Below are 26,645 nucleotides of genomic sequence, written 5' to 3' on the forward strand. Positions count from 1 at the left end.
AACCGAAGAAGCGTGTGAATCCGGAATAGCAAGAAAGGAGAAAAGAACCCCCTTTCCAACGCGGAAAGGGTTAAAATTTGACGTAAAATTCTGATTGCCAAACGGAGTCTCTTCCCGTACAATCCTCATACGCTATTTTCGCAAAGTTTGTAGCTTTGCAAAAAACCCGTAAGTTGCATGATGTTTGAACCACCATACGAGGCGTGCATTCACGGAATCTGCCCCGCACCCTATAGACGCAGGATCTGGAACGGATGTTCCTACCTTTATCCTATCATAGTGTCATGGTTTAAAAACAACAATCTTTGCGAAAAGAGCCTTTCTAAAAATCTCTGATTCTGCAAAAATTAGGGGGGATTGACATGCCCGGCCTCACATTTTATATCGTGTTTGCTGAAGAGAAATACGCAGGAAACCAACTCGCCGTTTTTACAGGGGCAGCTTCCCTCTCCGACGCTGAAATGCAGCTCAACGGCAGTTATGATGTGCGTATTTTGAAGACGATCGCATCGATCTGCGTGTCGAACAAGGGTATGAAATCGGCAGAAAATCGTTACTCTACCTTCGAGCGGAAGACAAGGGGGACAAAATTGATGTGTTTGTCGGCGGCAGCGTAGTGATGGTCGCCAAGGGAGAATTCATCTAGGAGGAGAGGGTTTTCATGCATAAGTCATTGTATCGGATGAAGGATTGCCCCACCTGCAAAAAATCGCAGAATCTGCTGGAGTGGATCTCGTGGTGTTCCAAATGCGGCATGGTGGTTTGTTCCAGCTGTGTTCATAAGATTCATGAATGCAAGGACGGGTATCAGTTTGGGGTTCCGGGTCGGGGAACCCGGTATTTTGCAACAGTCAGTCTGCACGAGACCGATCTGTAATGCAATCAGGCTCATAAAATTGGGCATCCGCATACCCTGTTTAGTGTAAGACTGCCCGAAAAGGGGGCAAGCGGAGGGAATGCGAGATGGCCGTTTATCGGATTACAGTGGATTTGTCAGAGAGGAAACTCTATCTCTATGATAAAGACAAATTGGTTAAGACCTATCCGGTTGGGATTGGAAGGGTGGCAACGAAAACGCCGCACGGCGAATTTATGATTGTCAACAAAGTTCCGAATCCGGGCGGACCTTATGGGACTCTCTGGATGGGACTGTCGAAAAAACATTACGGAATTCACGGTACGAACCGGCCTTCTTCAATCGGCAAACGGGTATCGAGGGGCTGTATCCGGATGCATAACAAGGATGTGCTGGAGCTGTCAAAGCTGGTACCGTTGGGAACTCATGTGACAATTCGCCCTTAAGAAGCTTCTTTTTTTGAAAAAAAATTTCCCAGCCTTCTGAAGGAATTTCAGACAATTTGATAGAAATAGAAAATACCTGCAATTTCATATCAGAGCGAACTGTCACATCTGTTGGACTTCTCGACCGGAAGCCAAAGCGCGGGTGATAAGCCAGTTCAATCGTACATCTGGGGCTGTTTTTGTTGTGCGATTGACTGGCTTTTTATATTGCCGAAGATAACGAAATATTCTGGGGAAAAGCAATGACGGAGGTGGGAAAAATGTCAGAAAAGAAAGATCTGGTTGCCGAATTCTCAAAGGGGATTGATGCAGAAGCAGTGATGAGAGAAGCGGATGCGGAATTTCGCTTTCGCCGTGTAGCGGGAAAATGGGCGGTGATCGTTTCCGTTATCGCAATTATCTGGTCCGTTTTTCAGCTGTATACATCGGGATTTGGTGTATTTGATTCGATTATTCAACGATCCATTCATTTGATGTTCGTGCTTGTCATGGCCTTCTTGCTCTACCCGGCCCGGAAAGGGGCACCGAAAGAAAGACCCAGTTTCATTGATCTCGTTCTGGTTTTGTTCAGTATTCTGGTGAACTTGTATCTTGTGATTCAGTGGAATGAAATCGCTTTCTGTGGAGGGCGATTAACCGAAGTGGAGCATCTCATCGGCGGAGCAGGAATCCTTCTTGTATTGGAAGCAAGCAGGAGGGTATTGGGGAAAGAGTTGACGATCACGGGACTTGTCTTTTTGCTTTACGCGTATTTCGGAAATTATGTCCCGGGCCGGTTTCATACCCGCGGCTATACGCTTGAACGCATCTCTGAGCATATGTTTTGGTCGACAGAAGGGATCTTTGGGATTGCCTTGGGCGTTTCCGCAACGTATATGTTCCTGTTCATTCTGTTTGGCGCATTTTTGGGAGGGACAGGCTTGTCGAAATTAATCAACGATGTGTCGCTGGCCGCTGCCGGACATAAGCCGGGTGGGCCGGCCAAGGTTGCGCTGCTGACCACAGGATTTATGGGGATGATCAACGGCAGTGCGGTGGCCAATGCAGCAAGTACAGGTGCCTTTACGATTCCGATGATGAAAAATGTAAGGTACCGCCCGACATTTGCTGCCGGAGTGGAAGCGGCCGGTTCGACCGGAGGACAGATCATGCCGCCTGTGATGGGAGCTGCCGCTTTTATCATGGCGGAATTTATCGGAGTTCCGTACAGCCAGATTATTATCGCGGCCGCCATTCCGGCCATTTTATACTACGCTTCGATTTGGATCATGGTCCACGTGGAGGCGGTAAAAACGGGCTTACAGGGTTGCCGAAAGATCAACTGCCTAAGGTCATCGATGCGTTGAAATCCCGCGGGCATATGCTGATTCCGATTGGTGTATTGCTCTATCTGATGTTCACTGGCTATACGCCACTCTTTGCAGCTTTTTATGCGACTGTATCCGTAGTGCTGTCGGGATGTTCAAAAAAGAAACGAGAATGAGCTTCCGTCAAATTCTGAAAAGCTTGGAGGACGGCGCAAAGGGTGCCGTCGCCGTGGCAGTTGCCTGTGCAGTGGTTGGATTTGTGGTGGGAACCGCTTCTTTGACGAGTCTCGGGCTCACCTTCGGTTCCGCCATTCTGGATATGTCGGGCAACAACGTTTTGCTGGCTCTGTTCCTTACAATGATTACCTCCATCATAGTGGGAACGGGAGTGCCGACAACAGCTACCTATATCATCGTTGCCACTGTCTCCGAACCCGTGCTGGTGAAAATGGGCCTGCCGCCGCTTGTTGCTCACATGTTTGTCTTCTATTACGGAGCGCTGGCAGATGTCACCCCGCCAACTGCTCTTTCAGCGTACACGGCGAGTGCAATCGCAAAGTGCGATCCGCAAAAAGGGACCTGGCAGGCGTGGCGATTGGCTCTCGTAGGATTTTTGGTACCGTATTATTTTGCGCAGCGGCCTGAAATGATGCTGATTGTGGTGAAAGCGTCCTATCTGCAGATCGGCTAGGCGATCTTGATCACAACGATTGCTGCTCTATCTCTCTCTTATGTGATTCAAAATTACCACAACGCAAGCTGGCAATCCCGGAACAGGCCGGGTTTGTGGGGTTGTCGGGCTTACTTTAGTCAACCAGCTGTATCTTGACATCATCGGCTTGATCCTGTTTGTCTCTTTAATCCTTATTCAACGGATTTCCGGAGTGGCGAAGATCAGGGTGGAAAAAAACAAAGCCTTGTAACGAGCATACTCGTTTCAGGATAGATCAGTCATTCGAAAGAGGGGGCTTAACGGTATGAAAAAGCGGTTCGTTTTACCTGTGGTTTTCACGTTGGTTGCGAGTGTATTTGCAGGATGCTCTTCGCAAACACAAGGGGGGGAGATGCAGGCAAATCGGTAAAAGGGGAAGTGGTCAACGTGGCAACCGGCACCACAGGGGGAGTCTATTATCCTTTGGGCAATGCGACGGCTCAACTTTGGTCAGATAAATTAGGGGTGAAAGGATCGGCCACATCCACTCCCGCTTCCCAGAAGAATATTGAACTTCTGGAGAAAAAGGAAGCGGAGATCGGATTCTCGCAAAATAACATTGTGGTTCAGGCTTACAAAGGGGAAGGGCAGTTTAAAGGCCGCCAGCAAAAAGATTTGCGTGCCATGACATATCTCTATCCGAACGTGATGCACTTTGTTGTTCGCGGCGATAGCGGAATCAAATCCATAAAAGATTTGGAAGGAAAGAAAATCGTTCCGGGAGCTGTCGGCAGCGGGACGGAGATCAGCACTAAAGAAATGATTGGCGAGTACGGCTTGGATTATACGACAAAGAAGAATGTAAAAGCAGACTTCGTCGGCTTTAGTGAAGCGGCTGAATTAATGAAAAACAAACAGGCGGATGCAGCCATGATTTTCGGCGGATTGCCGACTGCTGCAATTCTGGATATGGCGACTTCCTTTAACGTGAAGCTGCTGTCGTTTGAGCCGGAGATGATCAAGAAAATCACCGAAAAGTATCCCTGGTACTTCGAATATGTGATTCCGGCGAATACTTACAAAGGGCAAACCGAAGAAATCCACACATTGGCCGTGGCAAATATACTGCTTGTACGGAAGGACTTGAACGATGGGCTTGTCTATGAACTTACCAAAACTCTTTATGAGAATACGGACCGTTTGGTGAACGCCCATGAGATCGCCAAGTTCATCAAGCTCGATACGGCTCTCAATGGATTAACAATCCCTCTGCATCCGGGAGCGGAAAAGTTCTATAAAGAAAAAGGGCTTGATACAAGCAAGGTCCCGAAGGCAAATTAAGTGGGAGGAGAATCAGTTGAAGAAGGAGATTGTGCAAGAACTGATCGAGATGCTTGATGCGGATCGCGTTCTGGACTCGTTGGAGGAACGGCACTGCTATGCGTTCGACTCTTCTTTTGGCAATTATTTGCCGGATGTGGTGGTTTTTCCGATAATCCCAAAGCCGCCCGCCAGAAAAGCACTAATGGCGGTCTTCTCTGATTTAATCGATTCGGGACGCGCGATCAGCGGGGTGCTGACAAGCGGAATTCTCCCTGCAAAAATGGAGATTCTCGACAACGCGTCGATTCGGGCGGTCGAAAACTTCAAGCCCTGCGGTTTACCGGTGGGGGCGGATGCAATCATTCTGATCGAAGTAGACGGACATCCGGCTGCGGTGAAGGAGGAAATTCTGAAAGCGGTGGAAATTTGTCGTCACTATAATGCGTCAGAAGTCAGAATCGCCCAAAATGAAGAGGAGCGGGAAGAACTATGGAAGGCTCGCAGGCTCGTATCTCCCGCCGTCACACGGATAAAGCCTACGAAGATTTCGGAAGACGCAACAGTGCCCAGGAGCAAGATTCCGGAGATGTTTGAAAGGCTCCGGCAGATTCGCGACAAATACAATGTGGATATTGTTGTTTTCGGTCATGCGGGAGACGGCAACTTGCATCCGAATATTATGGCGGATGAAAGGGACAAGGAAGAAATGCGTCGCGTCGAAGAGGCGGTCAGCGAGATATTCAAGGTTGCCATTGAACTGGGGGGCACGCTTTCCGGGGAACATGGGATTGGCACGATGAAGGCCCCTTTTTTGGAAATGGAATTGGGACCGGTCGGGCTTGATATGATACGGAGAATTAAACGAGCCTGGATCCGGACAATATCTTGAAACCGAATAAAATTTTTCCTCAGCCGGGGCAAACCAGGCTGGTGCTGTCCGAATAGCTGCCAAAAATTTCAGATAGATGAACGGATCTGTTTATGTTACCTTGTAAAAACAATAAGGTGAAATAGTAAGAGGAGCTTCTGATGAATACTGGTATAATGGTTTTATTTGAGTGTGATTCTTGTAAGAAAACTTTTCTTGAGCGCGTTGATCTGTATGGGATTTCCGGCGTTTGCTTTCACTGTTTGCTTGGAGAGAAAATCAATCGAACAGAAAAAAGTCTAAAGAGAATCAAGTTACCTCGATACAAATTAAAAAGATATAAACCGGAACAACCTGAATAAGAAAATCTTGCGATTGACGCAAGGTTTTTTTCATGTTGTGTAACGGAATTGGTCCAAATATTTACCCAATATTCCTTGACCGGAATATTCCTTTTCAGGTATATTCAGCTTGGAAAGGAGAAAGGTTATATGAGCGTGAAAGCAGCATGAACATGGCAACTTTGAGTGCTCTGGCCGAACCAAACCGATTACACATTGTCGAACTCTTGCGTGGGGGCCCTCTCTCAGTGGGGGAAATTGCCGACCGACTTGGGCTCAACCAGCCGCAAGCATCCAAGCATCTTCGCGTACTTAGTGATGCCGGACTCGTCGAGGTGCATGCCATCGCCAATCGGCGGATCTACAAGCTGCGGCCCGAGCCGCTCATAGAACTGGACGCCTGGCTCGAATCCTTCCGCCACGTCTGGGACGAGAAATTCGATCGATTGGACGATTATCTCCAGGAACTGCAAAGAAAGGAAGTGAACCGCGACGACAAGAAGTAGTCCTGCAGGTATTAACAAAATGACATAGGAATTGAAATGTCCAAACAAATCGAGTTGGTTATCACGCGCACTTTCGATGCACCACGGGAACTTGTGTTCAAGGCGTTTACTCAATCAGAGCACCTGCAGCACTGGTGGGGGCCGAAAGGTTTCACGATGAATGTCGCCAAATTGGATCTCCGCCCGGGAGGAATCTTCCAGTACAGCATGCGCTCCCCTGAAGGACACGAAATGTGGGGCAAATTTGTTTACCGGGAAATCGCTGAACCGGAGAAACTCGTCTACGTCAGCTCCTTCTCCGATGCGGAGGGGAACACGGTCCGGGCACCTTTCAGCAGCATCAGCAGCACTTGGCCGCTGGAAGTCCTGAACATGCTGACGTTTACCGAGCATGAAGGCAAGACGACCTTAACGATGCGGGGAGGCCCTATCAACGCGACGGAGGAGGAAATCAAAACCTTCGAGTCGATGCTCGAGTCCATGCAGCAAGGATTTGCCGGAACCTTTGACCAGCTTGCCGATTACCTGGCAATGGTAATTGATTCCTATGCTAATAATAAAAGTCGAAAAGGAGGGATTACAATGATAGAGGATACCCAAGAGGTGTTTGAACAACAACGTCAAGATCTCCTCAAATACAATGACCAATTGTCTAAAAGCATGAGACCTGATGAAGCTGAAATGAAAGGTCATCATTTGGCAGCGACTGTAGACGAAAAATTTGACATTCAAAAAGGAGATTTTGATTCCGGTAGCTACTAAAATCCTCCCGCCAGAGTCCCCTCTATGTAACGGTGCAGCAGCCGGGATTGATGCGCTTTCCAACAGAATCAAGGAAATGAAAAAAGGTCCGGCTATTGTAAGCCGGACCTTTTTTCGTGTTACTGAACGTTTTTCTCGTTTCGGAACTGACGATACACCAAGGCGAGAATCGATCTTCGGGTCAGAATCCCGACAAACTTGTTGTCTTGATTTTCAATACAGAGAAACGGGTTGTTGATGGACAGCTCCAATGCGCGCAGGAAATTGTCGCTTTCCTTGAGGCGGGGAACCTTGGTGTTCATGATGTCTTCCACTTTGCGACCGTCCAATTTTTCGTATTCGAGGCCTTGTAACCCGAGCATGGAATTAAAAATCATGTTGGTGCTGATCAAACCGTGAATCCGGTCCTGCAGGTCGAGAACCGGAATGACGGAGTACCCGGATTTGGTTAAAACGAGGAGGGCGTGTTCCAAAGAATTCCCTACCTGCACATGGGCAACCTTTTGAGCGGGGATGATGAGCTCTCTGATTTCCTGTTCGAGCAACCGACTGTTTTGCACATTCATTGTCGTCAATCCAAACCACTCCTTTCGCTGAAACTGCCAACACCATGGTAGATATAAGTGAAGACCGCCACCCAGAAGGCGAGTCCCACATAGGGTGACCTTAAATAAAAGTTAAGAAGATCAATCAGGGCAGCCGGAACAAAGGCAAATGCCGAGATTAACCATGCCTGCCTGTAGTTGAGACGGATTTTCCGGCTCGAAGCGAGGACGGATGCGATGAAAGAAAAGATCGTAATCTGAATAAACGTCCAGGCAATCAGAACAAACGAAAACAAGACCAGGAATACAATGAAAACGGGCTTCAACCAGGGTGTAATCTGTATCACAAGGTCTTTTGTAATTACCGTGCCATTGGCAAGCGGAAAAATGGCCACTTGTTTATACGGAATCGGCTGAACCCCACGTTCGATTATATACAATTCCGTCTTGCCTATGACCACTCCTGATGTGATTTGGTTAATCGAATCCTTGGGATAAGGAGCGGAGACATCGACAATTACATGATATCCATCCCGGCTCGTCAGTGTCAGCGGTGTGGCTGCATCCACACGCAGTTCGTTTCCGTCATATGTGAAGGAAGGCATTTTGGCGGGAAATTCTTTTTCCATAAAGGTTAAAAAAGGGTTCATCACTTTAGCCATGGAAAATGTCTGGATGGCGGTTACCAGCATAAAAAAGAGCAACAGTGTGAGAACCAAACGCCACAAAGGTCGTTGTGTCATTTCTTTGTATAAAGATGGTTTGCGTATACTGTTCCAGATCGTATTCAATTCACATCCTCCTAACAGGTATTATTGTAGCCGTTTCAAGACGATTCGTACAGCAAACCGCCATCTTTTTGAATTCAGGACTTTTGCAATATTTTCCGGGCAGGGACAGTCATGGTACAATGAACCCAAGATCGGAACGGAGTTTTCTGGGGTAAGGCGATAAAGGAGCGGTCAAATTGAACTTTCAACCCGTGAATGAAACCGAAAACCAATCGGAGCAAATCGAAAGCCGGGTCCGGACGCGCAAGCGGCGAGGCAGGGGATTTCGCAGAATTCTGCTTTTGTTGGCCGCATTTGTACTCGGCTTATTTTCATACAATCTGATTGCAGTGATGAAATTTCTTGATAAAGCCAATCAGAACCAATTTTCCAAAATCGGAAATTCAGTTGCCGCAAGCGAATGGGACGGACAAGAACGAGTCAATGTCCTGATGCTCGGCGTCGACAATCGGGATAAAGATAGCTCGCCAAGATCGGATTCCATGATGTTGGTCTCCATTGATCCGAAAACCAACACGGCTGCCTTGATGTCCATTATGCGGGATACGTATGTAACGGTTCCCGGGCACGGGAAGAACAAGATCAATCAAGCTTTCTCGATTGGCGGTCCGAGTCTTGCCGTCAAAACGGTCGAAGACTTTCTGCAAATTCCGGTTCATTATTATGTGGTCACCGACTTCCATGGGTTCGAGGGAATTGTCGATGCAATCGGCGGAGTTGACATCAACGTCGAGATTCCGATGAAGCATGTGGACGATGGTGTCTATGACATCAACTTGAAAAAAGGGCTCCAGCACTTAAGCGGCCGCGAGGCATTGCAATACGTCCGGTATCGTGGAGATATAACTGCGGATTTTGCAAGAACGGACCGGCAGAGGAAGCTGGTGAAAGCGGTTCTTGCGGAAATGAAGACGCCGCTCACGCTTGTGCGCTTCCCCAGTATGTTAAAAGAAGCCGAGTCTTATGTGCAGACCAACATGACGGCCACCGATTTGATGCGTCTGTCAACTGACCTTCTGGCTTTGGATCAATCGTCAATGAACGCTGTCCAGGTTCCGCCAAACGAACTCTTGACGGAAACGTACAACGCGATTGGGGAGTCCATCCTCCAGCCGGATGTGAAAGGTGTGCAGAAGTTCGTGCGGGAGACGCTGGGAGAAGACGGGAAGCCCGCCAATTCGAAATCGGCTTTGGCGGCGGGTGCCGGAGCAGGGGCGGGTTCAAGAGGAAATGGCGGACAAGGGGTGAGTTCCGGAGCGAATTCCGGAGCAGGATCAGGTTCCGGAACAGCTTCCCTACGAACAGGGACAGTAACCAGCGGCGTGAACGTCCGTCAGGGCCCCGGAACCAACAATCCGATTCTTACGTCTGCCGGACAGGGGGACCAGGTTGCAATCCTGGGCGAAACCGGCGGTTGGTATAAAGTTGAACTGCAAAACGGCACGGTTGGATATATTTTTGGTGAGTATGTGCAGGTGAGGTAAACGGGCAACCACTCGAGCTTTCGAGTGGTTTTTTCATTTTGGAAAAGTGGCCCCACTCCATAAACGGTTCAGTACGTATTCGCTCGTACCGGCCGGGATTTGGATAGGGGAAGTTTATACTACAGGATTGGAACATACATAGAGGTGAAATAGAGGTTTTTGACGGTCTTATTTCCCTAATTCCAGCGTCGATTTTCAGAATAAGAGATTTTCGGGGGCCTATTCTGCGATTTTGCAGACGTCACGGCTCCAAAGTATGCATATAAAGACTTGAAAATCCGTTAATGCCCGTCCACATTAAAAAAAGGACCCGTACTGACAGTTCTTAAAGGGGTCCCAGACTCCCATAGGGCGGATTTTTTCTCACACCGCCTTCATGCCCAACCGGTTTTTCGCCTCTTCAATCAACTGGGCGAATTTTTCTTTCGGAACATGGGAGGTTTCATTGTGGGTTTCCAGTTCAAACCTTCCGTCCTTCCACAATACCGTTGTCAGGCTGCAGTTCGCGACATGATATTCGTTCCAGTGTGATAATGGCTTATCAAGCAGGCCCGTGATGAAATACGCTATAGCGCCCGCATGTGTGACGATCACCACAGTCTGTTCCGGATGATTGTCTGCAATCCTTCGGATTGCCTGCTCAATTCGATGATAGAGTTCAGCCCGGGTTTCCCCTCCTTCCCACCCGAACTCATCATCGCCGGGATTTAATGCACGATCGACCATTTCTTTGTGCGTCTCATATAACTCGGTGATGGGGACTCCATCATAGACTCCAAAATTCATTTCTTTCAGCTCATCCCGACATGTGACAGACAGCCCGAGGCGGTTTGCAATGATCTCGGCGGTTTGGGCGGCCCGCTGCAATGGGCTTGCGTAGATACCATCTACTTGATTGTCCTCTCGAACCAGTTGTTCTAACCGATCGGCCACGCATTCCGCTTGTTGAACTCCCACTTCATTAAGAGGTGCATCTGTCCAGCCGGAAAGCCGATATTCCAGGTTGTGATCCGTAATTCCGTGTCGAACCAAAATTATCCTTGTCATTCCAGCCCCCTATAGTGCATGATGGAACTATACATATTTTCAATAATCCTATTATACTCACAGGTGCCGTTTCATAGAAACGGATAATAGCGGAAATCCGGTGCGAATCCGGTGCGGTCCCGCCACTGTAAGAGGGAGTCTCGTTCACTGGTCACCGTGAGAACATCGCGGGAAGACGAACGAAGATCATGAACTCGAGCCAGGAAACCTGCCTGTGAGTGTGAGAAGGCCGCTTTTCGAGGAAAAAGGGGCTGGTACGCGTATGTGCATACCTCCCCCTGGTCTTCGGACTGGGGGGAGTAACTATTATACCCATTAAAGTGATGCAAGCCTTTGTAGCATAATCCGAGTACTTTAATGGGGACCCGAAGAGCGTCAGTCCGGGTGTCCGCCGTATTGATGGGGATCCGAGAACCCAATCCGGGTGGACGCGATATAGGGAATCATATTCGAAGCTGGAGGTACTAACTATGTGGAAGTTACCGATTGGAATTGAAGAACTCAATCAAGAAGCGATCAAACTCGCAAGTGAACGGCATGACCAGCTCACAAAACCGCAGGGAAGTCTCGGACTGTTGGAAGAAATCGGAATCCGGCTGGCGGGGATTCAAGGGGAAACGATCCCAACCGTCACCCCGTGTGCCGTGGTTTTGATGGCGGGGGATCATGGGGTGACAGAAGAGGGAGTATCCGCATTCCCCTCCGAAGTGACGGTTCAGATGGTGTTGAACTTTCTCGCTGGAGGAGCAGCGATTAACGCGTTGGCCCGAAATGCGAACGCCGATGTCCATGTGGTGGATGTGGGTGTGAAATCGGATATTCCAGTGCCCTCGGAAACTTCGAATCGCCTGTGGGTGAAGAAAGTTCGTTACGGCACAGACAATATGGCAAAAGGACCGGCGATGACCAGAGAAGAGGCGGAGAAAGCCCTGCAGGTCGGATGGGAAATGGGAAGCCAACTCCATCAGGCCGGTTACAAAATGGTTGCGCTCGGAGAGATGGGGATCGGCAATACAACAGCCAGCGCGGCTATCACGGCGGTTTTGACAGGAAGACCCGTCCAGGAAGTGGTCGGGGTAGGCACGGGCCTCTCCAGTCAAGGGGTTCAGCACAAGATTGAGACCATTCAGAAGGCGATCCGGGTGAATTCCCCGAATCCAACAGACCCGATCGATGTATTGGCAAAAGTGGGTGGTCTTGAAATTTGCGGTCTGGCAGGTCTGATCCTGTCTTGTGCGGCCCACCGGATTCCGGTGGTTGTTGACGGCTTTATCACAAGCGCGGCAGCACTGGCAGCCGCCAAAATCGAACCGTTGGTCCGTTCTTATTTGTTCGGATCCCACCAATCGGTTGAACCGGGCCATCGTATTGTCTTGGAAGCATTGGAACTGCAGCCGTTGTTTGATTTCTCGATGCGCTTGGGTGAAGGCTCCGGGGCTGCATTGGCATTGCCTGTGGTGCAAGCGGCTGCACGAGTGCTTCGGGAAATGGCTACCTTTGCGGAAGCGGGAGTCGCCGATGCAGCTTCTTGATTCACAACTACTGCTCCCCGACGTGACGCTTGAAAGGTATGACAAACGATTGGTCATTAAAAGCGAGGTTCCCCTTCGAACCCTTAGTTCGGCAGTTTATCGGGGAGGGCGTCAGGACGACATCCGTTCGATTTTGAATCTGACCGTACATAAAGGATATCGATGCAGCGATCCGGCAGAAGATTTAAAACGTGAAATCCGGGAACTGGGGCTGCCGGACCAATCAATCGGGCTGATGACTGCTGTGGATGTGAAAAATGGCGTCGTCGCATTTGAGTCAGTTGGTTCCGAGCCCGACTCTCCCCTGCTTGTAGTTGCGGTGGTTACGGCGGGGAGCGGCAACGCATGGCGGGCAGGGACTTGGCCATCCTACCTGGGACAAGAGCAGACTTCCGCTTTAAATCCGTTCCCTTATCCCCTCGGAACGATTAACATGGTTGTGTTGATTGACGGGACAATGACGGATGCTGCCATGGTGAATGCGATAGCGACAGTGACGGAAGTGAAAACGGCAATTTTCTATGAACGGGGAATCCGGTGTCCCGGAAGCGGACAAATGGCAACGGGTACCACGACAGATGCTGTGGTGATTGCCACAACCGGACGTGGTCAGAGTATGGAATATGGGGGACCGGGCACCGTTGTCGGTACATTGATCGCGCAGGCGGTTACAAAGGCATTGAACGAGGCGCTCGATATTTACGATAGGGGAAAGGTGATAGGTTGAACAAGCGAAAGTTGATTCTTGTCATCGGCGGTTCCCGCAGCGGAAAGAGCCGGTTTGCGGAACAATACTGCACCAAGGTACAGCAAGCGACGGGTCTCCCCGTCACTTATCTCGCCACCTGCCCGAAGATCGATTCCGAACTCGAGCAACGGATCGCGGCCCATATCGAACGTCGGCCTGCTGAATGGGGCTGTATCGAAGAGACTGCTGACGTGGCGAACCGCATTCGTGAATTGGATGAAACCGCCGGGGTTCTGCTGCTTGATTGCTTGTCTCTCCTTCTAAACAACTGGATGTGGGATAAGGAATCACAAGGACAGGCGGCCCCCCTGTCAGAGAAAGAAGTTCTCGAGCTGACTCGTGACCTGATCGAGGCTTGCAGGAACTATCCTCACCCGGTAGTTGTGGTGACAAGCGAGGTCGGGGCAGGGATCGTTCCGGAATCCAAACTGTTGCGGCAGTATCGGGATTATCTCGGTTTGATGAACCAGTTATTTGCCGGGGAATCGGATGCAGTGTATGCGTTGATCGCAGGGATCCCTGTCAATCTGAAGGAGATTCAGGCAGCATTATGATTCAGGTATATCTGGCATTCCTGATTGATCTTCTGATTGGGGATCCGAGGTGGCTGCCGCACCCGGTTATCGTGATCGGCAAGGGGATCTCCCGGCTCGAATCCTTCCTGCGCATAGTATTCCGGGTCCCTACAGATGGGAATTGTGCGGACCAGGAGAAGCGATCGAATCACGGAACGGGTTCGGACCATGGGAACCGTCCGAAACTTGGAACCCGCCCGAAACGCGAAAAATGGGCGGGCATTCTCCTGTTGATCGCTGTGGTGGGCGGCAGCGGGGGAATCGTGGTCGGCCTGCTGTGGCTGGCAAGCTTGGTCAGCCCGTGGCTTGCCGTGTTGCTGAATATCTGGCTGATCTCTACCACCATTGCAGTTCGCGGATTGGCTGAGGCGGGAAACGGAATCCGGAAGGCGCTGGAACAAGGGAACCTGGAAGAGGCTCGAAAACTGGCCGGCTGGATCGTCAGCCGTGATACCACTTCTCTGCCCGAACCGGAAGTGGTCCGTGCCGCAGTGGAAAGTGTCGCGGAAAATATTGTGGATGCTGTGATCGCCCCCCTTTTTTATGCGATGATCGGCGGGGCACCGCTTGCCATGGCTTATCGCGCCACTAACACGCTTGATTCGATGGTGGGATACAAAAACGAAAGGTATCTGCACTTTGGCTGGGCGTCTGCCCGCTTTGACGATGTGCTCAATTGGTTACCCGCACGGATTACCGGATTGCTGGTGGTGGCAGCCGCTTGGGTATTACGCCTTTCGGCAAGAGGCGCATGGCATACAATCCGCCGGGATGCAGCCAAACATCCGAGTCCCAACAGCGGGATTCCGGAGGCGGGCGTGGCGGGAGCTTTAGGGATCAGGCTCGGGGGACGCAACATCTATCACGGACGGGAATCATTCCGCGCCTATATGGGGGAACCCTCGCAAGAACTCGCTTCCCGGCATATCCAACAAACCATTCGAATTCTGTACATCAGCTCCGGATTGATGCTGCTGCTTGGAGGAATTCTCTCAGCAGCTGCCAGGGGCATTGATTAGTGCAAAAAGGGGGTGACACCCTTGCGTTCCATTGTACGTGAATGGAGGATGGCGATTGAATTTCTCACGCGAATTCCTCTGCCTCAATCGGGACAAGCCGATTTTGACGAAAATGCGTTCATTCGAAGTGTCCGTTGGTACCCTTATATAGGATTGTTGATCGGGGCGATTCTGGCCGCCTTCTCCTATGTGTTCTTCACATGGCTGCCGCCACACGCAGCAAGTGTACTCCTGGTCATAGCGGGAATTGTAGTGACCGGAGGGCTGCACCTGGATGGGCTGATGGATACGGCCGACGGGCTCTTAAGCGGTCGGGATCGGGAACGAAAACTGGCCATTATGAAGGACAGCCGCGTGGGGGCGATGGGCGTAATCGCTTTTGTCTGTTTGTTTGCCCTGAAATGGGCTCTCTTCTCGGCGGTCGGTAAACACAATCCCCTGCTGCTTCTCATGATGCCCGCAATTGGGCGAACGGCTATGGTTGGGGCGATTGCAGGATATCCACCCGCTCGGCAGGAGGGAATGGGGGTGCACTTGGCCGGACGAGTCTCTTCTTCACAATTGGCATTGGCCACGAGCGTGCTGATTCTGCCTTTGCTGTTCTGGCAAGTGAAAGGATTTGTGATTATTTGTATTTGCTGGCTGGCGTTCTGGTGGATGGCCCGCATCATTGCCCGGTCGCTGGGCGGGCTAACGGGTGATACCTACGGGGCGATCTGTGAAGTGCTGGAGACAGTATTCCTTTTAACGGCAGTAGGTGTGCTGCTCTGATAGTTTCGCATCGAACCTGCCAGAAAGAGAGGGCTTCAATGGTGATGCAGCATGGGGGCAACATTACCCGCTACCAAACGGAATGGGGATGGAGCCGGGATAAGATGGCGGATTTCAGCGCCAATCTGAATCCGTTGGGTCCACCTGATTCGGTACTTCGCGCGATCCAGGAAGCGCTTCCCCGAATCATCGATTATCCCGACCCACTTGGAGAAGACGTGCTTGATGCATTGGCGAAAAAATGGTCGCTGCCGGCAAGCCGGTTTCTGCTTGGAAACGGGGCTGCCGAATTGATTTTTTTGGCCATGCGGCTGATCCAGCCGAAAAAAATCGCAACGGTCACGCCGGCATTTCGAGAGTACGAACAAGCGGCGAAAGTGGAGGGCGCCGAGATCCTGCGAGTTCCCTTGTCCGCACAGACAGGTTTTCGGGTCGAGTCGGAACCCCTTTTTCAAGTTCTCCCAAAAGTGGACCTGCTGGTACTCGCCAATCCCAACAATCCAACGGGGCGCTGTATTGATCGAGGGATTCTTGATGAAATCCTGCATACTGCAAGAGACCTGGACAAGTGGCTGCTGATTGATGAGGCTTTCCTTGACTTTCTTCCGGACGAGGAAGCGAGAACTCTCATCCGGTACGTTACTGACTTTGAGAAGCTGATCGTCATCCGCTCAATGACCAAGTTTTACGCGATTGCCGGGATTCGTGTCGGGTACCTGGCTGCAGAAGGGCATCTCGTTGACCGCATGCGGGAAATGCAGGTTCCCTGGTCGGTGAACACGTTGGCTCAGATGGCGGCCATCGCGGGGCTCGAGGATGAAGAATTTCGGCAGCGGACACTGGATTGGCTGCAAACGGAACGGAAGTTTCTGTCGGAACAGCTGAGGGAAAAGGGGTATCGGGTGGTTCCGTCTGATGCCAATTTTCTGCTTGTTCAGCGTGAGGATGTTCGAATCGAACAGCTTTGGCCCAAGCTTGCGGAAAAAGGGATTTTTGTCCGCGATTGCCGCTCGTTCGCGGGTCTGGATGAAACCTATTTTCGTATCGCGGTGCGGGCAAGGGAAGAGAACCGGCGGCTGTTGGAACTGCTTTGAGTAAGATTTACGCCTGCCGCATGGAAAGTATGTCTTTTTTTGGCCTAACAGCTCGAGTTCATTGACGTTGCGGTGCTGCCTCCCAGTTTGAAGAATAACGGATTTTCGATCCGGTATTTCACTATCTGACGGCTGGATTCACTACCAAAAATATGACAATAAGCACCTGAATGTCTGCTATTTCCCGCGGAGGAGTCATTTTCCCAAGGAGGAGTCAATCACTGCACACCTAACCCATCATCACAACAGACCGACACTCCAGAACTGCGGTGAGGTTCACACCGCCTGGTCCAACCCAGTTTGTCCGCTTCCTTTTTATGGACGTCTATTTTGAGGGATGTTATCATAAAACACAAGGGGAGGTGGTTCTATGTCATTTGCAAATTTTGATGAAATTTATGCTATTTGTTGTGAAAGTGAAAAGGGCGAGTTGTTGGAAGAGGAGAAGTTGCTGAGTCATGAAGGGATTTTTCCCGAAAAAGTATTGAAAAATGGTGAGGACCCACTACTTACAGAAGCGGACGAAAAACTTCTCGTGGTTTAAAAATGGCGGATCCTTCGTAATTTCCCCCTCTTACTTCTACATGGAACTTACTTCCCGACATGGGGAATCTACTAACGCAGGAACAGTTTCGGAACCAGACCAAGCCTCAGGTTGCCGGGGAGAAGCTCAACGTATGTAATGGCTATTTCCCGCGGAATATAGGAGCGGAGATCGAGGGCAAACGGCGTTTTCAATTCTGTGTTGAAGAGCAGCAGGAGTTTGGAAAACGTTTCGGGTGACAGAGGGATTTTTCCGAGCTTATATTCGTAAGGCGTGATCAAGAGACGATCCCCTTCCAGAGTGACACTTGCTTTTGTCTCGATTCCTACGCTCAAAAATCCTTTTTTCAAATTTACATGGCTGACCAGGGATTCGCTGTGCAGTTCCACGGCCGCCCCTGTGATCGGCAGCTGCTGCAGTTTAGCCGATTTTACAACATATTGCTTGAACAGATTCGTCAAATCCTCTTCTGAGAGAGTCATGACTCCGAGGTTCACAATCGCTGATTCGATTCGGTCGGCCCAAGGGACTTTTGAATAGTTCAGGTTCAGTTCCCGGGCTGGCTGAATGGACTTCCAGAGACTGATGCTCCCGATTATAAAAAATAGGACACTCATAATCCCAATGGATCGAAGCAATTTGCTCATCAGTGCTCCCCCTCAGACAAGCAAGTAACAGAACCCCAGCTTACAGGCTGGGGTTTCCTTTTTAAGGATTATTCTGCTAGCAGCGTTTTAATGTCCGCAATTATTTCTTCATCTTTCACCCCGGTTCCCATCAAATACGAATTCCGCCATTGATTTTTCTCGTCCAATAAGAACAGACGGTCGCTGTGCATTATGTCATGGTTCATCATTTCCTCCGCACTGACATGGAACTGTTTCATGACCGCATCGGTCTGCTCTTTCGTTCCCCGCAGGAAAGCCCAGGTATTTGGGTCTGCATTGAATTGTTTTGCATATTGTTTAAGTACGTCAGCAGTATCCCGATTCGGATCTACCGTAATCGAAATCAGCTGGATATCGGCGTTCGGAACCTGCTGCTTGAGTTTACCCAGTATGGTTTCCATACGTTTGGTAGTAATCGGGCAAACGTCGTGACAATTGGTGTAGAAGAAATAAACGAGCTTCGCTTTTGCCTTTAAATCGTTGTCGAGAGAAACCGGTTTTTTCTCTGTGTTCTCCAATGTGAAGTTCGAAATCTGCCCTTGAACAGGCAGTTTGTTGGCGGGTTGCGGAGTTTCCGTTTTGGGAACGGGAGCCGGTGGTGTTCCTCCTTGGGAGGCTCCCCCGCATGCCGCAAGACTTCCTGCGAGAACCAAGGTAGCTAGTACGAAAAGGCCATTTTTTGTTGTTCGGTTGGTTGAAATGTTCATGGGCACCCTCCAGGTTGCTGCTTCAATCATTATATAGCACAGTGGAACCAAAGAAAATAAGCCATTTCTCAGCTAGTATAATTTCACTTTTCGATCCTCACCTCATATGATATACAAATCAGCCTCTGTAAAGCAAAGGGGGGAGAGGCTGTGGCGGAAGAAATTGTAATTTTTCGGAATGTGGCTGGAGAAATATCCCGCGACGATCTGTTGAAGTGGAAGAAGATGATTCACAAACTGGGTTTGGTGGTAGACGAAAAAAATCGCGGCAAAATGACAGCGATGTCTCTCGTCCAGAATGAGGATACGGTGACATTTTATATCTATGAGCAGGGCACCTACTACCAACTGCACATTGATTATCTGCGGGTGAAAAGAGGGGACGGTCGTCTGGTGCAGGCCATGGAATGGCTGATTCAAACGGCTGGGCTGCGTGGCGAGAAGTTTGCCACCGGTCGGAGCGAGCTTTGGAGAACCCTGTATGTGAACGGTCTGATCATGGATGAAGGGCCTTTCGTCGAGCGCAAAATGCCGCCCGATTTTGATCTGCGAATCACTCGGGAAGCGTTGATGGGGCACATTTATTTGATCATGGACAAATATATGGCGGCAAAAACGGGCGGAGACCGGGTCATGGAAGAAGAGTACAAAAAAATCCTTCAGGGATTTGTGCAGGAACTGTCGAAGGTAGACGAAGTTCTCCAATCCCAAAACCGGTCCTCTACATGAATTTTTTAATCAGCAGCATCATGCTGTAAATCCCGACCCCGAGTCCCACCAGTAACCCGATCATCAAAAAAATGGGCGTGGTGCCAAATTCACCGTCGATCCATTTACCGAGATACACTCCTCCAAGGACACAGAGAGCCAAATCGGTTCCAATTGCGGATACCAGTCCGATTGCACGGTAAGGATTTTCATTCTTGTCAGGTTTCTTTTGGGGGTCATTGGACATAGGGGGAGCCTCCTTATATTGGAAGGATAGAAAAGCACCGGATGGATTCTGACGATCCGTCGGTGCTTTCATACTGCTTATTATATTATAGTCCGGACGCAGGACGATGAGACCGCTCCAGATAATGAAGGAACATTTTGCAGAAACTGTCCGACAGGGAAGCATAGAGCGTAGCCGCCCCTTTTTCGAATACTCCGCTCCGATTGTACACCCGAATCTTGTTGGTGATGATCTTGTGAGTTCCTTTTTCATCCGGTTGACCATCGCTGCGATCGCGTTGAATCAGTCCCAGAATGTCTTCAAACAGAATATGGTAGGTCTGGTCATCCCGCTGCAGAATAAACTCTTTGGTCGTGAGTTTGTATCCGACTCCGCGTCGGATCTCAGTCCGCTTGAGCTCTCCCGCGAGGGATTTGACGTTGATAAAGCGGTTCATCGGAAGCCCCCTTCCGTACAAATTTCAGAGGTAACAAGTATAGAGGAAGGCCGACTAAAAGCGCGACATCCGTGTCGGTCGACGATAAACGCCACGTTCATGTGGCATCGTCGACACTAGGTCGTCCATGACCGTCGCAACATCGGCATCAGCGCATCCATGCGCAAGCCTTTTGAACAATGATATCACTTTTTGACGAGGGAAAAAAGGTACTTCCATACCATTCCTCCATTGACGGCGGTTGCATCAAATAAGTTTTTGGCAGAATGGGAAAGAGATGGGGGAAGACGTATACAGGCACGATTGTATTGACAAAAGCGTCCGTCCATGTTCACGGCGATGAAACACGTGATTCGAAATGCACTCAGGATCTGATGGAGGTTCGCATCGATGAGAAAGTGACTTCCCGGGAAGGGACGGAGGCGTTGGGAATTCGCGTGGGGGATTTTGTTTCCTTTGCACCGCGTGTGGAAGTCACCGAATCCGGTTTTGTGAAAAGCCGGCACCTCGACGATAAAGCGAGTGTTGCGGTCCTGCTGGAAGCGATCCGCTACGTGTGTGAAGTCGGGCTCACGCTTCCTTATACCACCCATTTTCTCATTTCGAATAACGAAGAGATCGGATATGGGGGGAATTCCAATCTCACGCCGGAAACGGTAGAGTATCTGGCAGTGGATATGGGCGCGATTGGCGAAGGCCAAGCGACTGACGAATACACCGTCTCGATTTGCGCGAAAGATTCCTCAGGGCCTTATCACTTCGGTTTGCGCAAGAGGTTGGTTGAGTTGGCGGAACAAAAAGCGATTCCTTATAAACTTGATATCTATCCATATTACGGATCGGATGCTTCTGCTGCAATGCGGGCGGGTCATGATGTGGTGCACGGGTTGATCGGTCCCGGAATCGATGCCTCCCATTCGTTCGAACGGACACATAAGGATTCGCTTGAGGCAACGTTCCGATTAATCGTGGAGTATTTGCAAACTGAAATGTAAACAGAGGCAGCGACAGTCGCGGACTGTCGCTCTTTAACATGAGTTATCCGATTCCGGAAAACGGAGAACCAGGTGTTTGAATTTCTGAAGAAGGACCGATTTGTCCCACTGCGCCGCCGGTTCCTTGGACTCCACCTCCAATAGCTCCCTGACCTGCGCCTTGAAATGAGATGCTTCCGTCGACTTGCGGATTGTTCCCCACTTGCAAGGCCGACCCATTTCCAAGGGTATATACGAGTATGGTCCCGATATTGATATTGATAAAGATTGCCATTGTTCAATCCTTCCCTGCACGGTCGCTTGTATTCATCCAATTCCGGCAAATGGAGAACCAGGTGTTTGAATTTCTGAAGAAGGTCCGATTTGTCCCAATGCACTGCCGGTTCCTTGTACTCCGCCTCCGACACCCCCTTGACCTGAGCCTTGAAAGGAGGTGCTTCCCTGCATTACAGGACTGTTACCTACTTGCAAGGCAGACCCGTTACCAAGGGTGCTTACGAGGATGGCGCCAACGTTGAGATTTATAAAGATAGCCATTGTTCGATCCTTCCTTGCACGGTTTGAGTGATGTTTCTTGGGCAGCGACAGTCGAGAGACCGCAGCTTTCCTTTATCAGATTCCGACTAGTGGAGAACCAGGTGTTTGAATTTCTGAAGAAGGACCGATTTGTCCCAATGAGCTGCCGATTCCTTGGACTCCGCCTCCAACAGCTCCCTGACCCGCACCTTGGAATGCTGTGCTTCCTTGTTGTTGCGGATTGATTCCAGCTTGCAAGTTGGCCATGTTTGAAACGGTATTGACGAGTATGGGGCCGATGCAGACATTATTAAAAAAGATAGCCATTCTTCAACCCTTCCCTCACGATTTGACTGGTCCTTCTTGGGCATTGTATTCCAGTACTGATTGTCTAGGTGAAAGAAGATTCGCAGGGGGTAAGGAAGAACATACAGAACAGCGAAAATGAATTTAGGAAAAACTTCGAATCAAAGAAAAGGCCAGATGAATAGGAAATCAAAATTAAGGCTTGGGATCCCCAAGCCTTTTAGATGTCCATTATTTTCAATTGTTTACTCTTCTTTACGTTCAAGACGCCACTTATTGAATTCAAGAAATTCACGAAACTGTTCCTTGGAGATTCCGGATGTCATCGCTTCCCGTGCGAGATCGAGCCACTCCTGATCCAGCGTTTCCGCTTCTGGTTGGGACTGGGGTTGCAGTAAGGTTTGGATATCTACTCCTAGTACAGTAGCGATTTTTTCAAGAAATTGTATTGAGGGGTTATCTTGAATATCACGTTCAATGGAACTCAAGTAGGATTTGGCGACACCTGCCCGATCAGCGAGTTCGGAAAGAGAGAATCCTTTTTCTATACGAAGCTGCTGAATCCGTTTGCCGATCATGGTGCATGTCCCCTTCTGAGAGAAAATTTTAAGACTATCCTATTATATCATAATACCAATTTTTATGTTGTTTGAATGCAATTGAGGCTTATTGCTTTGGTTTGCCGATCATACAAGTCCCTTCTTTACATAGTTTTAATATTTACATTATAGCAGCATTGTTCTCTATAAAAAACAATAATGTTCTTTATAAAGGAATGAAAAAGAAAGAGAACGGCAAATAGATCTGTATAACGAACGAAAATAGTTCTTTATGACGAAGCATGAGCTGAAATGGCGTTTTAATATTTCTGAAATTCATCATATACTGTCGTCGAGGGTTCGATAAAACGAACGATATTCAAACGATGGAGGTTAGCACATGAGACGAAAACGCGCCCACCAAAAAAAACGTCAAAGGCGCAATGCCGTTTATCATGTCATAAGTCTCCTATCCCTAGCTACGACTGGTATCGCGCACACAACAGCATCAACTCATGCTCTGTATATCGATCAGACTCTGATCGAAGCTGGAACGGTCTCAGCAGCGTTCGTTTTTCCGAAAACGGTAAACGATATCGCCCGGAGGGCCGGGAACGCAAGAAGTGAAGCGGCTCGTCATCATGACCAAGTTAAGGAATTACTTCTCGTTCACAAGCTGATGCAAATGCTGCAAAAGCGGAGACGGCAACAAAACTGCTATCAGCTGAAAGAGTGAATACATACGTACAAACAGCATACCAGGAAGCTCGAGCAGCTGCTGACAGTGCCAATGAATCGGCCAATTCGGCAGAGCAAGCGGCAACTATTCTGGCTACATGCGCGACAGAAAAGGAAGTGAAAGAACAAAGAGAGGCAGAAGAGAAGGCAAAGAAGGAAGCTGAGGAAAAGTCGAAAAAAGAAGACGTAGTACAGGATGTCGATAAAGAAGGTGGTGCGCCAAATGAAAGTAAAGAAATGGATAAGTAGAATTACGACCGGTGTGCTGAGCACGATTCTTTTAATGACATTAACAATGACTGTATCCGCAAGATTTTATGGTGGAATCCCCAAGATATTCGGCTATGAATTGTTGACTGTGTTATCCGGTTCCATGGAGCCTTCCATACACACTGGATCGATCATAGCGATCCGTCCGACCGGAGACCCAACAAATTTTCAAGTGGGAGAAGTGATTACCTATCGTTCTCTTGAAGAGAAGAATTCCCTGATTACACATCGCATTCTGGAAGTAAAGGGTTCAGGGCCGCAGGTTGAATATGTGACTAAAGGTGATAACAACGCATCTCAAGATCCTAAACCAATTTCGGCCGCTAATGTGGTAGGTCAATTTGCAAACTTTTCGATTCCATTGTTGGGCTATGTGTTTACATTCGCAAAATCGAAATTTGGTATTATCTCTCTGCTTGTCGTACCCGGCATGCTGTTGATCATATGGCAAATGCTTAATCTGTGGCGGACGATCGTACAAGAACCATCTCAGAATGTTTGAGATCTTCTCTGGGACCCAGCGGGGTAGGGGAACCATTCGCGATGGCCTGATGAGAAGTTTCAAAATAAATTTACATCCCTACAAAGGGAACAAATCAGAAGGAGGAATTAGTAATGGGTATCAAAGAAAAAATCGGTTTGGCTTTGGCAACAACAGCTCTTGGAGCATCTTTGGTTGGCGCAGGTACATTTGCGATCTTCACGGATTCGGCCACTAACACTGCCAACACCTTCACCGCAGGTACATTGAACATTGAAAAAGAAGGCGAAGTAGAATTCACAGGAAACGTTACAAACTTGGCCCCAGGGGACTCCGGAACAGAAACATTTGATATCGCAAACCGCGGTAACCTTCAACTTCGTTATGATGTCGCGCAAGCTATTACAAACGGAGCTATTCCGTTGACCGGTGTTAACGCCGCAACTGATTTGGCCTTTACGATTCAACGTTCTGTAGACAATGGCGTAACGTGGAGTAATGTAACTCCCGGGGACAATAACTTCGTTTTAAATCCGGGTGCGGTAGATAAATACCGTGTGAACTACTCCCTCCCACTTGCAGCAGGGAATGCGTATCAGGGTGGAAGTGCCTCTTACCAACTTACATTCAGTGCTGAGCAGACCCGTAATAATTAATCAAGTCTAACAATTTGATTGTAGATAAATGAGGGTGGAATACTCCACCCTTGTTTTCTAGGAGGGTAAATATGGAGGAACGGTAACATATACGTTTGCGGTTAGTGATGGAACTCTCAAGTTTGATAATCGAGTGAACGAACCTCATTACCTTGCACGTTTTTCTACTTTTAATTATCCGGTGGTAACAAATGGGACCTACACAGCTATCGTATATGATGAGGACCAGGTAATCTGCCTAAAAGAATTTGTAGTGCTGGAACAAGGGAATCGATCAAATGCCCCATAATCTGAACTGTTTTCGGCTGCCTATAATTTCAATCAGAAGCTTGCCTGGTAATGTTTGCTGATGTTAGGATTAATTTACATCAACAACGTGGTCCTAAAGACGGGGGGAGATGACCCCTCTTTTTAGTTTCCATGCGCCAGGTCTAAACCCACCGGCTTTAGCCGGTCAGCTTCCAGCGCGTTGACAGTGTATCGGAGCACCTCTAACATAAAGTGAGAGGTGAGCAGTATGGTCGACTATCAAACCGGTGGACATTCTGTATATGACATCAAGTACCACTTCGTGTGGGTAACAAAATATCGATATCACGTGCTCGTTGGGGAAGTGGCGGCACGAGCACGAGAAATCATACGACAATGCTGCTTCAGTCGGGGGATCACGTTGTAAAAGGAAGCGTAGGCAAAGATCACATCCATCTGCTGGTATCATGCCCACCGACAATGGCTCCATTAAAGGTAATTCAGTATCTCAAGGGAAGATCATCACGAATGTTGCAGGACGAGTTTTCCCATCTCAAAAAGAGGTACTGGGGCCAGCGTTTATGGGCTAGAGGATATTTCTGTGCAACAGTCGGAGCGGTGAATGAAGAAACGATCCGCCGCTATATAGAAGGTCAGTAAGTCGAAGGCGATGATGTCTTTGACATTGAAGAATAACTTAGAAGAAGTCCGAGTTTCAGTCGGAAACTTCAGATGGCTTCAGCCATAGGTGGCTTTCAGCAGGCTTTAGCCTAGACCGGCGGCTTTGAGCCGCAAGGTCGAGTTACAGTCGAAACCTTTAGGTGGCTTTAGCCACTGGTTGCTTTTCAGCAGGCTTTAGCCTGAACAGCGACTTTCAGTCGCTCAGAGGAACCTACCGGCTTTAGCCGGTAGTCGTTCAGTTATAGGAACCAGGAGGGAGCCGGTTTGGGAAAGCCATTCGTGTCAGTGATAATTCCTACATACAATAGGCCACTTTTTCTATCCGAATTAATTGAATCACTCTTCCGTCAAACATTTAAAGATTTTGAGATCATTATTGTAAACGATAATGGAGACAAAGTCGATTTTGTAAAAGATTTATATCCGGAGTTAGAGATCGAAGTCCTTGAAATGGAACGAAATGAACAACACGTCCAAGCAAGAAACAGGGGAGTTACGCACTCGAAAGGCGAATTCATTTTGCTTTGCGATGACGATGATTTGCTTCTTCCGGGGCATCTGAAGCGAATGATCAAAGAAATCAAAAACTGTGACCTGGTGTATTCGGATGCCGAGATTTTCGACTATACAATCGAGAATAATATAAGAGTTCCTGGAAACCGTTTTTTATTTGCCTATGAGCATGAAGTTGAGGAGATGAAGAAATTTTCTACGTTCGTGCCATCAGGCTGTTTGTATCGACGGTCGATCCACGAAGAAGTTGGGTTCTTCGATCCGGAAATGTTCAATTATTGGGATTGGGATTTCTATCTTCGGGTTTCTGAGCGGTTTCTCGTGAAACGAGTCCCTGTTGCAAGCACTTTGTACGCTTTCTCTCCTTCAGGAGATCATCTATCGGGAAATTTAAAATCCAGAAGGTTTTATCTGGATCAATTATCAAGAAAGCACAACCTTGGCGATTTGCCTGTGACAAATTTTTTTCTGATGCTTGAAGAACCGGAAGTGAAAGCCAGACAGGCGGCGACTGATCGTGTATGGGATGGCCAGCCTGTCCTATCAAGATTGGTCAACAAAAATGCCACCAATTTACTTGAACAGTTGTACGGAGGAGCCTGATGATAGATTCATGCAGTTTCGGTTAAGGACTTCCACCCTCTATGACAGAGCTTGTATACGGTAACCTAAAAATACGCCACACCGCTCATTGAAACTTCCCCCACCTTGACCGATAATCCTC

Annotated in this window: 33 protein-coding genes, 3 pseudogenes and 1 riboswitch; of the genes and pseudogenes, 25 read left to right on the plus strand and 11 right to left on the minus strand. The window is 48.9% G+C overall.

Annotated features, from left to right (window positions below; genetic code table 11):
• Positions 1-362: 362 nt before the first annotated feature.
• The 9 genes and pseudogenes from ACFO8Q_RS03650 to ACFO8Q_RS03690 all read left to right on the plus strand — a co-directional run bounded on the left by ACFO8Q_RS03650 (position 363) and on the right by ACFO8Q_RS03690 (position 7,061).
• The gene (locus ACFO8Q_RS03650) at positions 363-617 is read left to right on the plus strand and encodes a hypothetical protein (RefSeq protein WP_380024371.1); all 255 of its coding nucleotides are present in this window, start codon (positions 363-365) and stop codon (positions 615-617) included.
• A gap of 44 nt (positions 618-661) precedes the next feature.
• Complete coding sequence (locus ACFO8Q_RS03655) at positions 662-877, plus strand: hypothetical protein (RefSeq protein WP_380024373.1); 216 nt, start codon at positions 662-664, stop codon at positions 875-877.
• 86 nt (positions 878-963) lie between these two features.
• Positions 964-1,302, plus strand: a complete 339-nt coding sequence (locus ACFO8Q_RS03660; RefSeq protein ID WP_380024375.1) for a L,D-transpeptidase — start codon at positions 964-966, stop codon at positions 1,300-1,302.
• A 260-nt stretch (positions 1,303-1,562) separates the two neighbouring features.
• Positions 1,563-2,648 carry a TRAP transporter permease gene (locus ACFO8Q_RS03665; RefSeq protein ID WP_380024377.1) on the plus strand — a complete coding sequence of 362 codons (1,086 nt, stop codon included), beginning with the start codon at positions 1,563-1,565 and terminating at the stop codon, positions 2,646-2,648.
• 112 nt (positions 2,649-2,760) lie between these two features.
• A complete protein-coding gene (locus ACFO8Q_RS03670; RefSeq protein WP_380024379.1) occupies positions 2,761-3,300 on the plus strand; it encodes a TRAP transporter large permease subunit in 540 nt (179 codons plus the stop codon).
• 345 nt (positions 3,301-3,645) lie between these two features.
• The gene (locus tag ACFO8Q_RS03675) at positions 3,646-4,602 is read left to right on the plus strand and encodes a TAXI family TRAP transporter solute-binding subunit (protein ID WP_380024380.1); all 957 of its coding nucleotides are present in this window, start codon (positions 3,646-3,648) and stop codon (positions 4,600-4,602) included.
• Between the two features lie 142 nt (positions 4,603-4,744).
• Positions 4,745-5,529 (plus strand): annotated as a pseudogene (locus ACFO8Q_RS03680) (FAD-linked oxidase C-terminal domain-containing protein); the annotation flags it as partial.
• A 431-nt stretch (positions 5,530-5,960) separates the two neighbouring features.
• The gene (locus ACFO8Q_RS03685; RefSeq protein ID WP_380024411.1) at positions 5,961-6,299 is read left to right on the plus strand and encodes an ArsR/SmtB family transcription factor; all 339 of its coding nucleotides are present in this window, start codon (positions 5,961-5,963) and stop codon (positions 6,297-6,299) included.
• A gap of 36 nt (positions 6,300-6,335) precedes the next feature.
• Entirely contained in the window at positions 6,336-7,061 is a 726-nt protein-coding gene (locus ACFO8Q_RS03690; protein WP_380024381.1) for an SRPBCC domain-containing protein, read from the plus strand.
• A 119-nt stretch (positions 7,062-7,180) separates the two neighbouring features.
• On the opposite strand, the gene cbpB is transcribed toward ACFO8Q_RS03690, so the two are convergent.
• Entirely contained in the window at positions 7,181-7,627 is a 447-nt protein-coding gene (gene cbpB / locus ACFO8Q_RS03695; RefSeq protein WP_380024412.1) for a cyclic-di-AMP-binding protein CbpB, read from the minus strand.
• 5 nt (positions 7,628-7,632) lie between these two features.
• Entirely contained in the window at positions 7,633-8,397 is a 765-nt protein-coding gene (locus ACFO8Q_RS03700; protein WP_380024383.1) for a DUF1189 family protein, read from the minus strand.
• A 176-nt stretch (positions 8,398-8,573) separates the two neighbouring features.
• Here ACFO8Q_RS03700 and ACFO8Q_RS03705 point away from each other — a divergent pair, with 176 nt between their 5' ends.
• Entirely contained in the window at positions 8,574-9,881 is a 1,308-nt protein-coding gene (locus tag ACFO8Q_RS03705; RefSeq protein ID WP_380024385.1) for an LCP family protein, read from the plus strand.
• Positions 9,882-10,244: 363 nt separating this feature from the next.
• Here ACFO8Q_RS03705 and ACFO8Q_RS03710 read toward each other — a convergent pair whose 3' ends face one another.
• Entirely contained in the window at positions 10,245-10,928 is a 684-nt protein-coding gene (locus tag ACFO8Q_RS03710; protein WP_380024386.1) for a histidine phosphatase family protein, read from the minus strand.
• A 44-nt stretch (positions 10,929-10,972) separates the two neighbouring features.
• Positions 10,973-11,158: riboswitch (cobalamin riboswitch) on the plus strand.
• Positions 11,159-11,398: 240 nt separating this feature from the next.
• Here ACFO8Q_RS03710 and cobT point away from each other — a divergent pair.
• The 7 genes from cobT (at position 11,399) to ACFO8Q_RS03745 (ending at position 17,211) form a co-directional block, all read left to right on the plus strand.
• Positions 11,399-12,460, plus strand: a complete 1,062-nt coding sequence (gene cobT / locus ACFO8Q_RS03715; protein WP_380024387.1) for a nicotinate-nucleotide--dimethylbenzimidazole phosphoribosyltransferase — start codon at positions 11,399-11,401, stop codon at positions 12,458-12,460.
• Positions 12,447-13,187 carry an adenosylcobinamide amidohydrolase gene (locus ACFO8Q_RS03720; RefSeq protein WP_380024388.1) on the plus strand — a complete coding sequence of 247 codons (741 nt, stop codon included), beginning with the start codon at positions 12,447-12,449 and terminating at the stop codon, positions 13,185-13,187. Before cobT ends, ACFO8Q_RS03720 begins: the two co-directional genes overlap by 14 nt.
• Complete coding sequence (gene cobU / locus ACFO8Q_RS03725) at positions 13,184-13,762, plus strand: bifunctional adenosylcobinamide kinase/adenosylcobinamide-phosphate guanylyltransferase (protein WP_380024390.1); 579 nt, start codon at positions 13,184-13,186, stop codon at positions 13,760-13,762. Before ACFO8Q_RS03720 ends, cobU begins: the two co-directional genes overlap by 4 nt.
• Positions 13,759-14,802 carry an adenosylcobinamide-phosphate synthase CbiB gene (gene cbiB, locus ACFO8Q_RS03730; RefSeq protein WP_380024392.1) on the plus strand — a complete coding sequence of 348 codons (1,044 nt, stop codon included), beginning with the start codon at positions 13,759-13,761 and terminating at the stop codon, positions 14,800-14,802. The genes cobU and cbiB overlap by 4 nt, the downstream gene beginning before the upstream one ends.
• A 21-nt stretch (positions 14,803-14,823) precedes the next feature.
• Entirely contained in the window at positions 14,824-15,573 is a 750-nt protein-coding gene (gene cobS, locus ACFO8Q_RS03735; RefSeq protein WP_380024393.1) for an adenosylcobinamide-GDP ribazoletransferase, read from the plus strand.
• A gap of 38 nt (positions 15,574-15,611) precedes the next feature.
• On the plus strand, positions 15,612-16,667 hold the full coding sequence (gene cobD, locus ACFO8Q_RS03740) for a threonine-phosphate decarboxylase CobD (RefSeq protein WP_380024394.1): 1,056 nt from the start codon (positions 15,612-15,614) through the stop codon (positions 16,665-16,667).
• A 370-nt stretch (positions 16,668-17,037) separates the two neighbouring features.
• Positions 17,038-17,211, plus strand: coding sequence for a hypothetical protein (locus tag ACFO8Q_RS03745; RefSeq protein ID WP_380024395.1), 174 nt, complete (start codon positions 17,038-17,040; stop codon positions 17,209-17,211).
• Between the two features lie 71 nt (positions 17,212-17,282).
• Here ACFO8Q_RS03745 and ACFO8Q_RS03750 read toward each other — a convergent pair whose 3' ends face one another.
• Both ACFO8Q_RS03750 and ACFO8Q_RS03755 read right to left on the minus strand, forming a co-directional pair.
• Complete coding sequence (locus ACFO8Q_RS03750) at positions 17,283-17,858, minus strand: hypothetical protein (protein WP_380024396.1); 576 nt, start codon at positions 17,856-17,858, stop codon at positions 17,283-17,285.
• Positions 17,859-17,926: 68 nt separating this feature from the next.
• On the minus strand, positions 17,927-18,586 hold the full coding sequence (locus ACFO8Q_RS03755) for an SCO family protein (RefSeq protein ID WP_380024398.1): 660 nt from the start codon (positions 18,584-18,586) through the stop codon (positions 17,927-17,929).
• Between the two features lie 150 nt (positions 18,587-18,736).
• On the opposite strand from ACFO8Q_RS03755, the gene ACFO8Q_RS03760 reads away from it, so the two are divergent.
• A complete protein-coding gene (locus tag ACFO8Q_RS03760) occupies positions 18,737-19,315 on the plus strand; it encodes a hypothetical protein (protein WP_380024399.1) in 579 nt (192 codons plus the stop codon).
• Here ACFO8Q_RS03760 and ACFO8Q_RS03765 read toward each other — a convergent pair.
• Complete coding sequence (locus tag ACFO8Q_RS03765; protein ID WP_380024400.1) at positions 19,308-19,541, minus strand: AtpZ/AtpI family protein; 234 nt, start codon at positions 19,539-19,541, stop codon at positions 19,308-19,310. The two genes, ACFO8Q_RS03760 and ACFO8Q_RS03765, sit on opposite strands and share 8 nt — an antisense overlap.
• An 85-nt stretch (positions 19,542-19,626) precedes the next feature.
• Positions 19,627-19,977: a hypothetical protein gene (locus ACFO8Q_RS03770; RefSeq protein WP_380024401.1), complete on the minus strand. Its 351-nt coding sequence runs from the start codon at positions 19,975-19,977 to the stop codon at positions 19,627-19,629.
• Between the two features lie 281 nt (positions 19,978-20,258).
• Here ACFO8Q_RS03770 and ACFO8Q_RS03775 point away from each other — a divergent pair.
• Positions 20,259-20,972: pseudogene (locus tag ACFO8Q_RS03775) on the plus strand (M42 family metallopeptidase); the annotation flags it as partial.
• A gap of 43 nt (positions 20,973-21,015) precedes the next feature.
• Here the strand turns inward: ACFO8Q_RS03775 and ACFO8Q_RS03780 are convergent.
• The 4 genes from ACFO8Q_RS03780 to ACFO8Q_RS03795 all read right to left on the minus strand — a co-directional run bounded on the left by ACFO8Q_RS03780 (position 21,016) and on the right by ACFO8Q_RS03795 (position 22,372).
• Positions 21,016-21,246 (minus strand): hypothetical protein, encoded by a 231-nt coding sequence (locus ACFO8Q_RS03780; RefSeq protein ID WP_380024402.1) that lies wholly within the window; start codon positions 21,244-21,246, stop codon positions 21,016-21,018.
• Between the two features lie 32 nt (positions 21,247-21,278).
• Complete coding sequence (locus tag ACFO8Q_RS03785) at positions 21,279-21,509, minus strand: hypothetical protein (protein WP_380024403.1); 231 nt, start codon at positions 21,507-21,509, stop codon at positions 21,279-21,281.
• A 75-nt stretch (positions 21,510-21,584) separates the two neighbouring features.
• The gene (locus ACFO8Q_RS03790) at positions 21,585-21,815 is read right to left on the minus strand and encodes a hypothetical protein (RefSeq protein ID WP_380024404.1); all 231 of its coding nucleotides are present in this window, start codon (positions 21,813-21,815) and stop codon (positions 21,585-21,587) included.
• 224 nt (positions 21,816-22,039) lie between these two features.
• Complete coding sequence (locus ACFO8Q_RS03795; protein WP_380024405.1) at positions 22,040-22,372, minus strand: helix-turn-helix domain-containing protein; 333 nt, start codon at positions 22,370-22,372, stop codon at positions 22,040-22,042.
• A gap of 361 nt (positions 22,373-22,733) precedes the next feature.
• Between ACFO8Q_RS03795 and ACFO8Q_RS03800 the strand changes: the two genes are divergently transcribed.
• The 6 genes and pseudogenes from ACFO8Q_RS03800 (at position 22,734) to ACFO8Q_RS03825 (ending at position 26,524) form a co-directional block, all read left to right on the plus strand.
• On the plus strand, positions 22,734-23,069 hold the full coding sequence (locus ACFO8Q_RS03800) for a hypothetical protein (protein ID WP_380024406.1): 336 nt from the start codon (positions 22,734-22,736) through the stop codon (positions 23,067-23,069).
• Positions 23,066-23,320, plus strand: a complete 255-nt coding sequence (locus ACFO8Q_RS03805; RefSeq protein ID WP_380024407.1) for a hypothetical protein — start codon at positions 23,066-23,068, stop codon at positions 23,318-23,320. Before ACFO8Q_RS03800 ends, ACFO8Q_RS03805 begins: the two co-directional genes overlap by 4 nt.
• Positions 23,295-23,843, plus strand: a complete 549-nt coding sequence (gene sipW / locus ACFO8Q_RS03810) for a signal peptidase I SipW (RefSeq protein WP_380024408.1) — start codon at positions 23,295-23,297, stop codon at positions 23,841-23,843. Before ACFO8Q_RS03805 ends, sipW begins: the two co-directional genes overlap by 26 nt.
• A gap of 113 nt (positions 23,844-23,956) precedes the next feature.
• On the plus strand, positions 23,957-24,478 hold the full coding sequence (locus ACFO8Q_RS03815) for a TasA family protein (RefSeq protein WP_380024409.1): 522 nt from the start codon (positions 23,957-23,959) through the stop codon (positions 24,476-24,478).
• Between the two features lie 517 nt (positions 24,479-24,995).
• Positions 24,996-25,387: pseudogene (gene tnpA, locus ACFO8Q_RS03820) on the plus strand (IS200/IS605 family transposase).
• 285 nt (positions 25,388-25,672) lie between these two features.
• Positions 25,673-26,524 carry a glycosyltransferase family 2 protein gene (locus tag ACFO8Q_RS03825; protein ID WP_380024410.1) on the plus strand — a complete coding sequence of 284 codons (852 nt, stop codon included), beginning with the start codon at positions 25,673-25,675 and terminating at the stop codon, positions 26,522-26,524.
• Positions 26,525-26,645 lie beyond the last annotated feature (121 nt).

It is taken from the genome of Effusibacillus consociatus, assembly GCF_042652925.1.
Lineage (GTDB): Bacteria > Bacillota > Bacilli > Tumebacillales > Effusibacillaceae > Effusibacillus > Effusibacillus consociatus.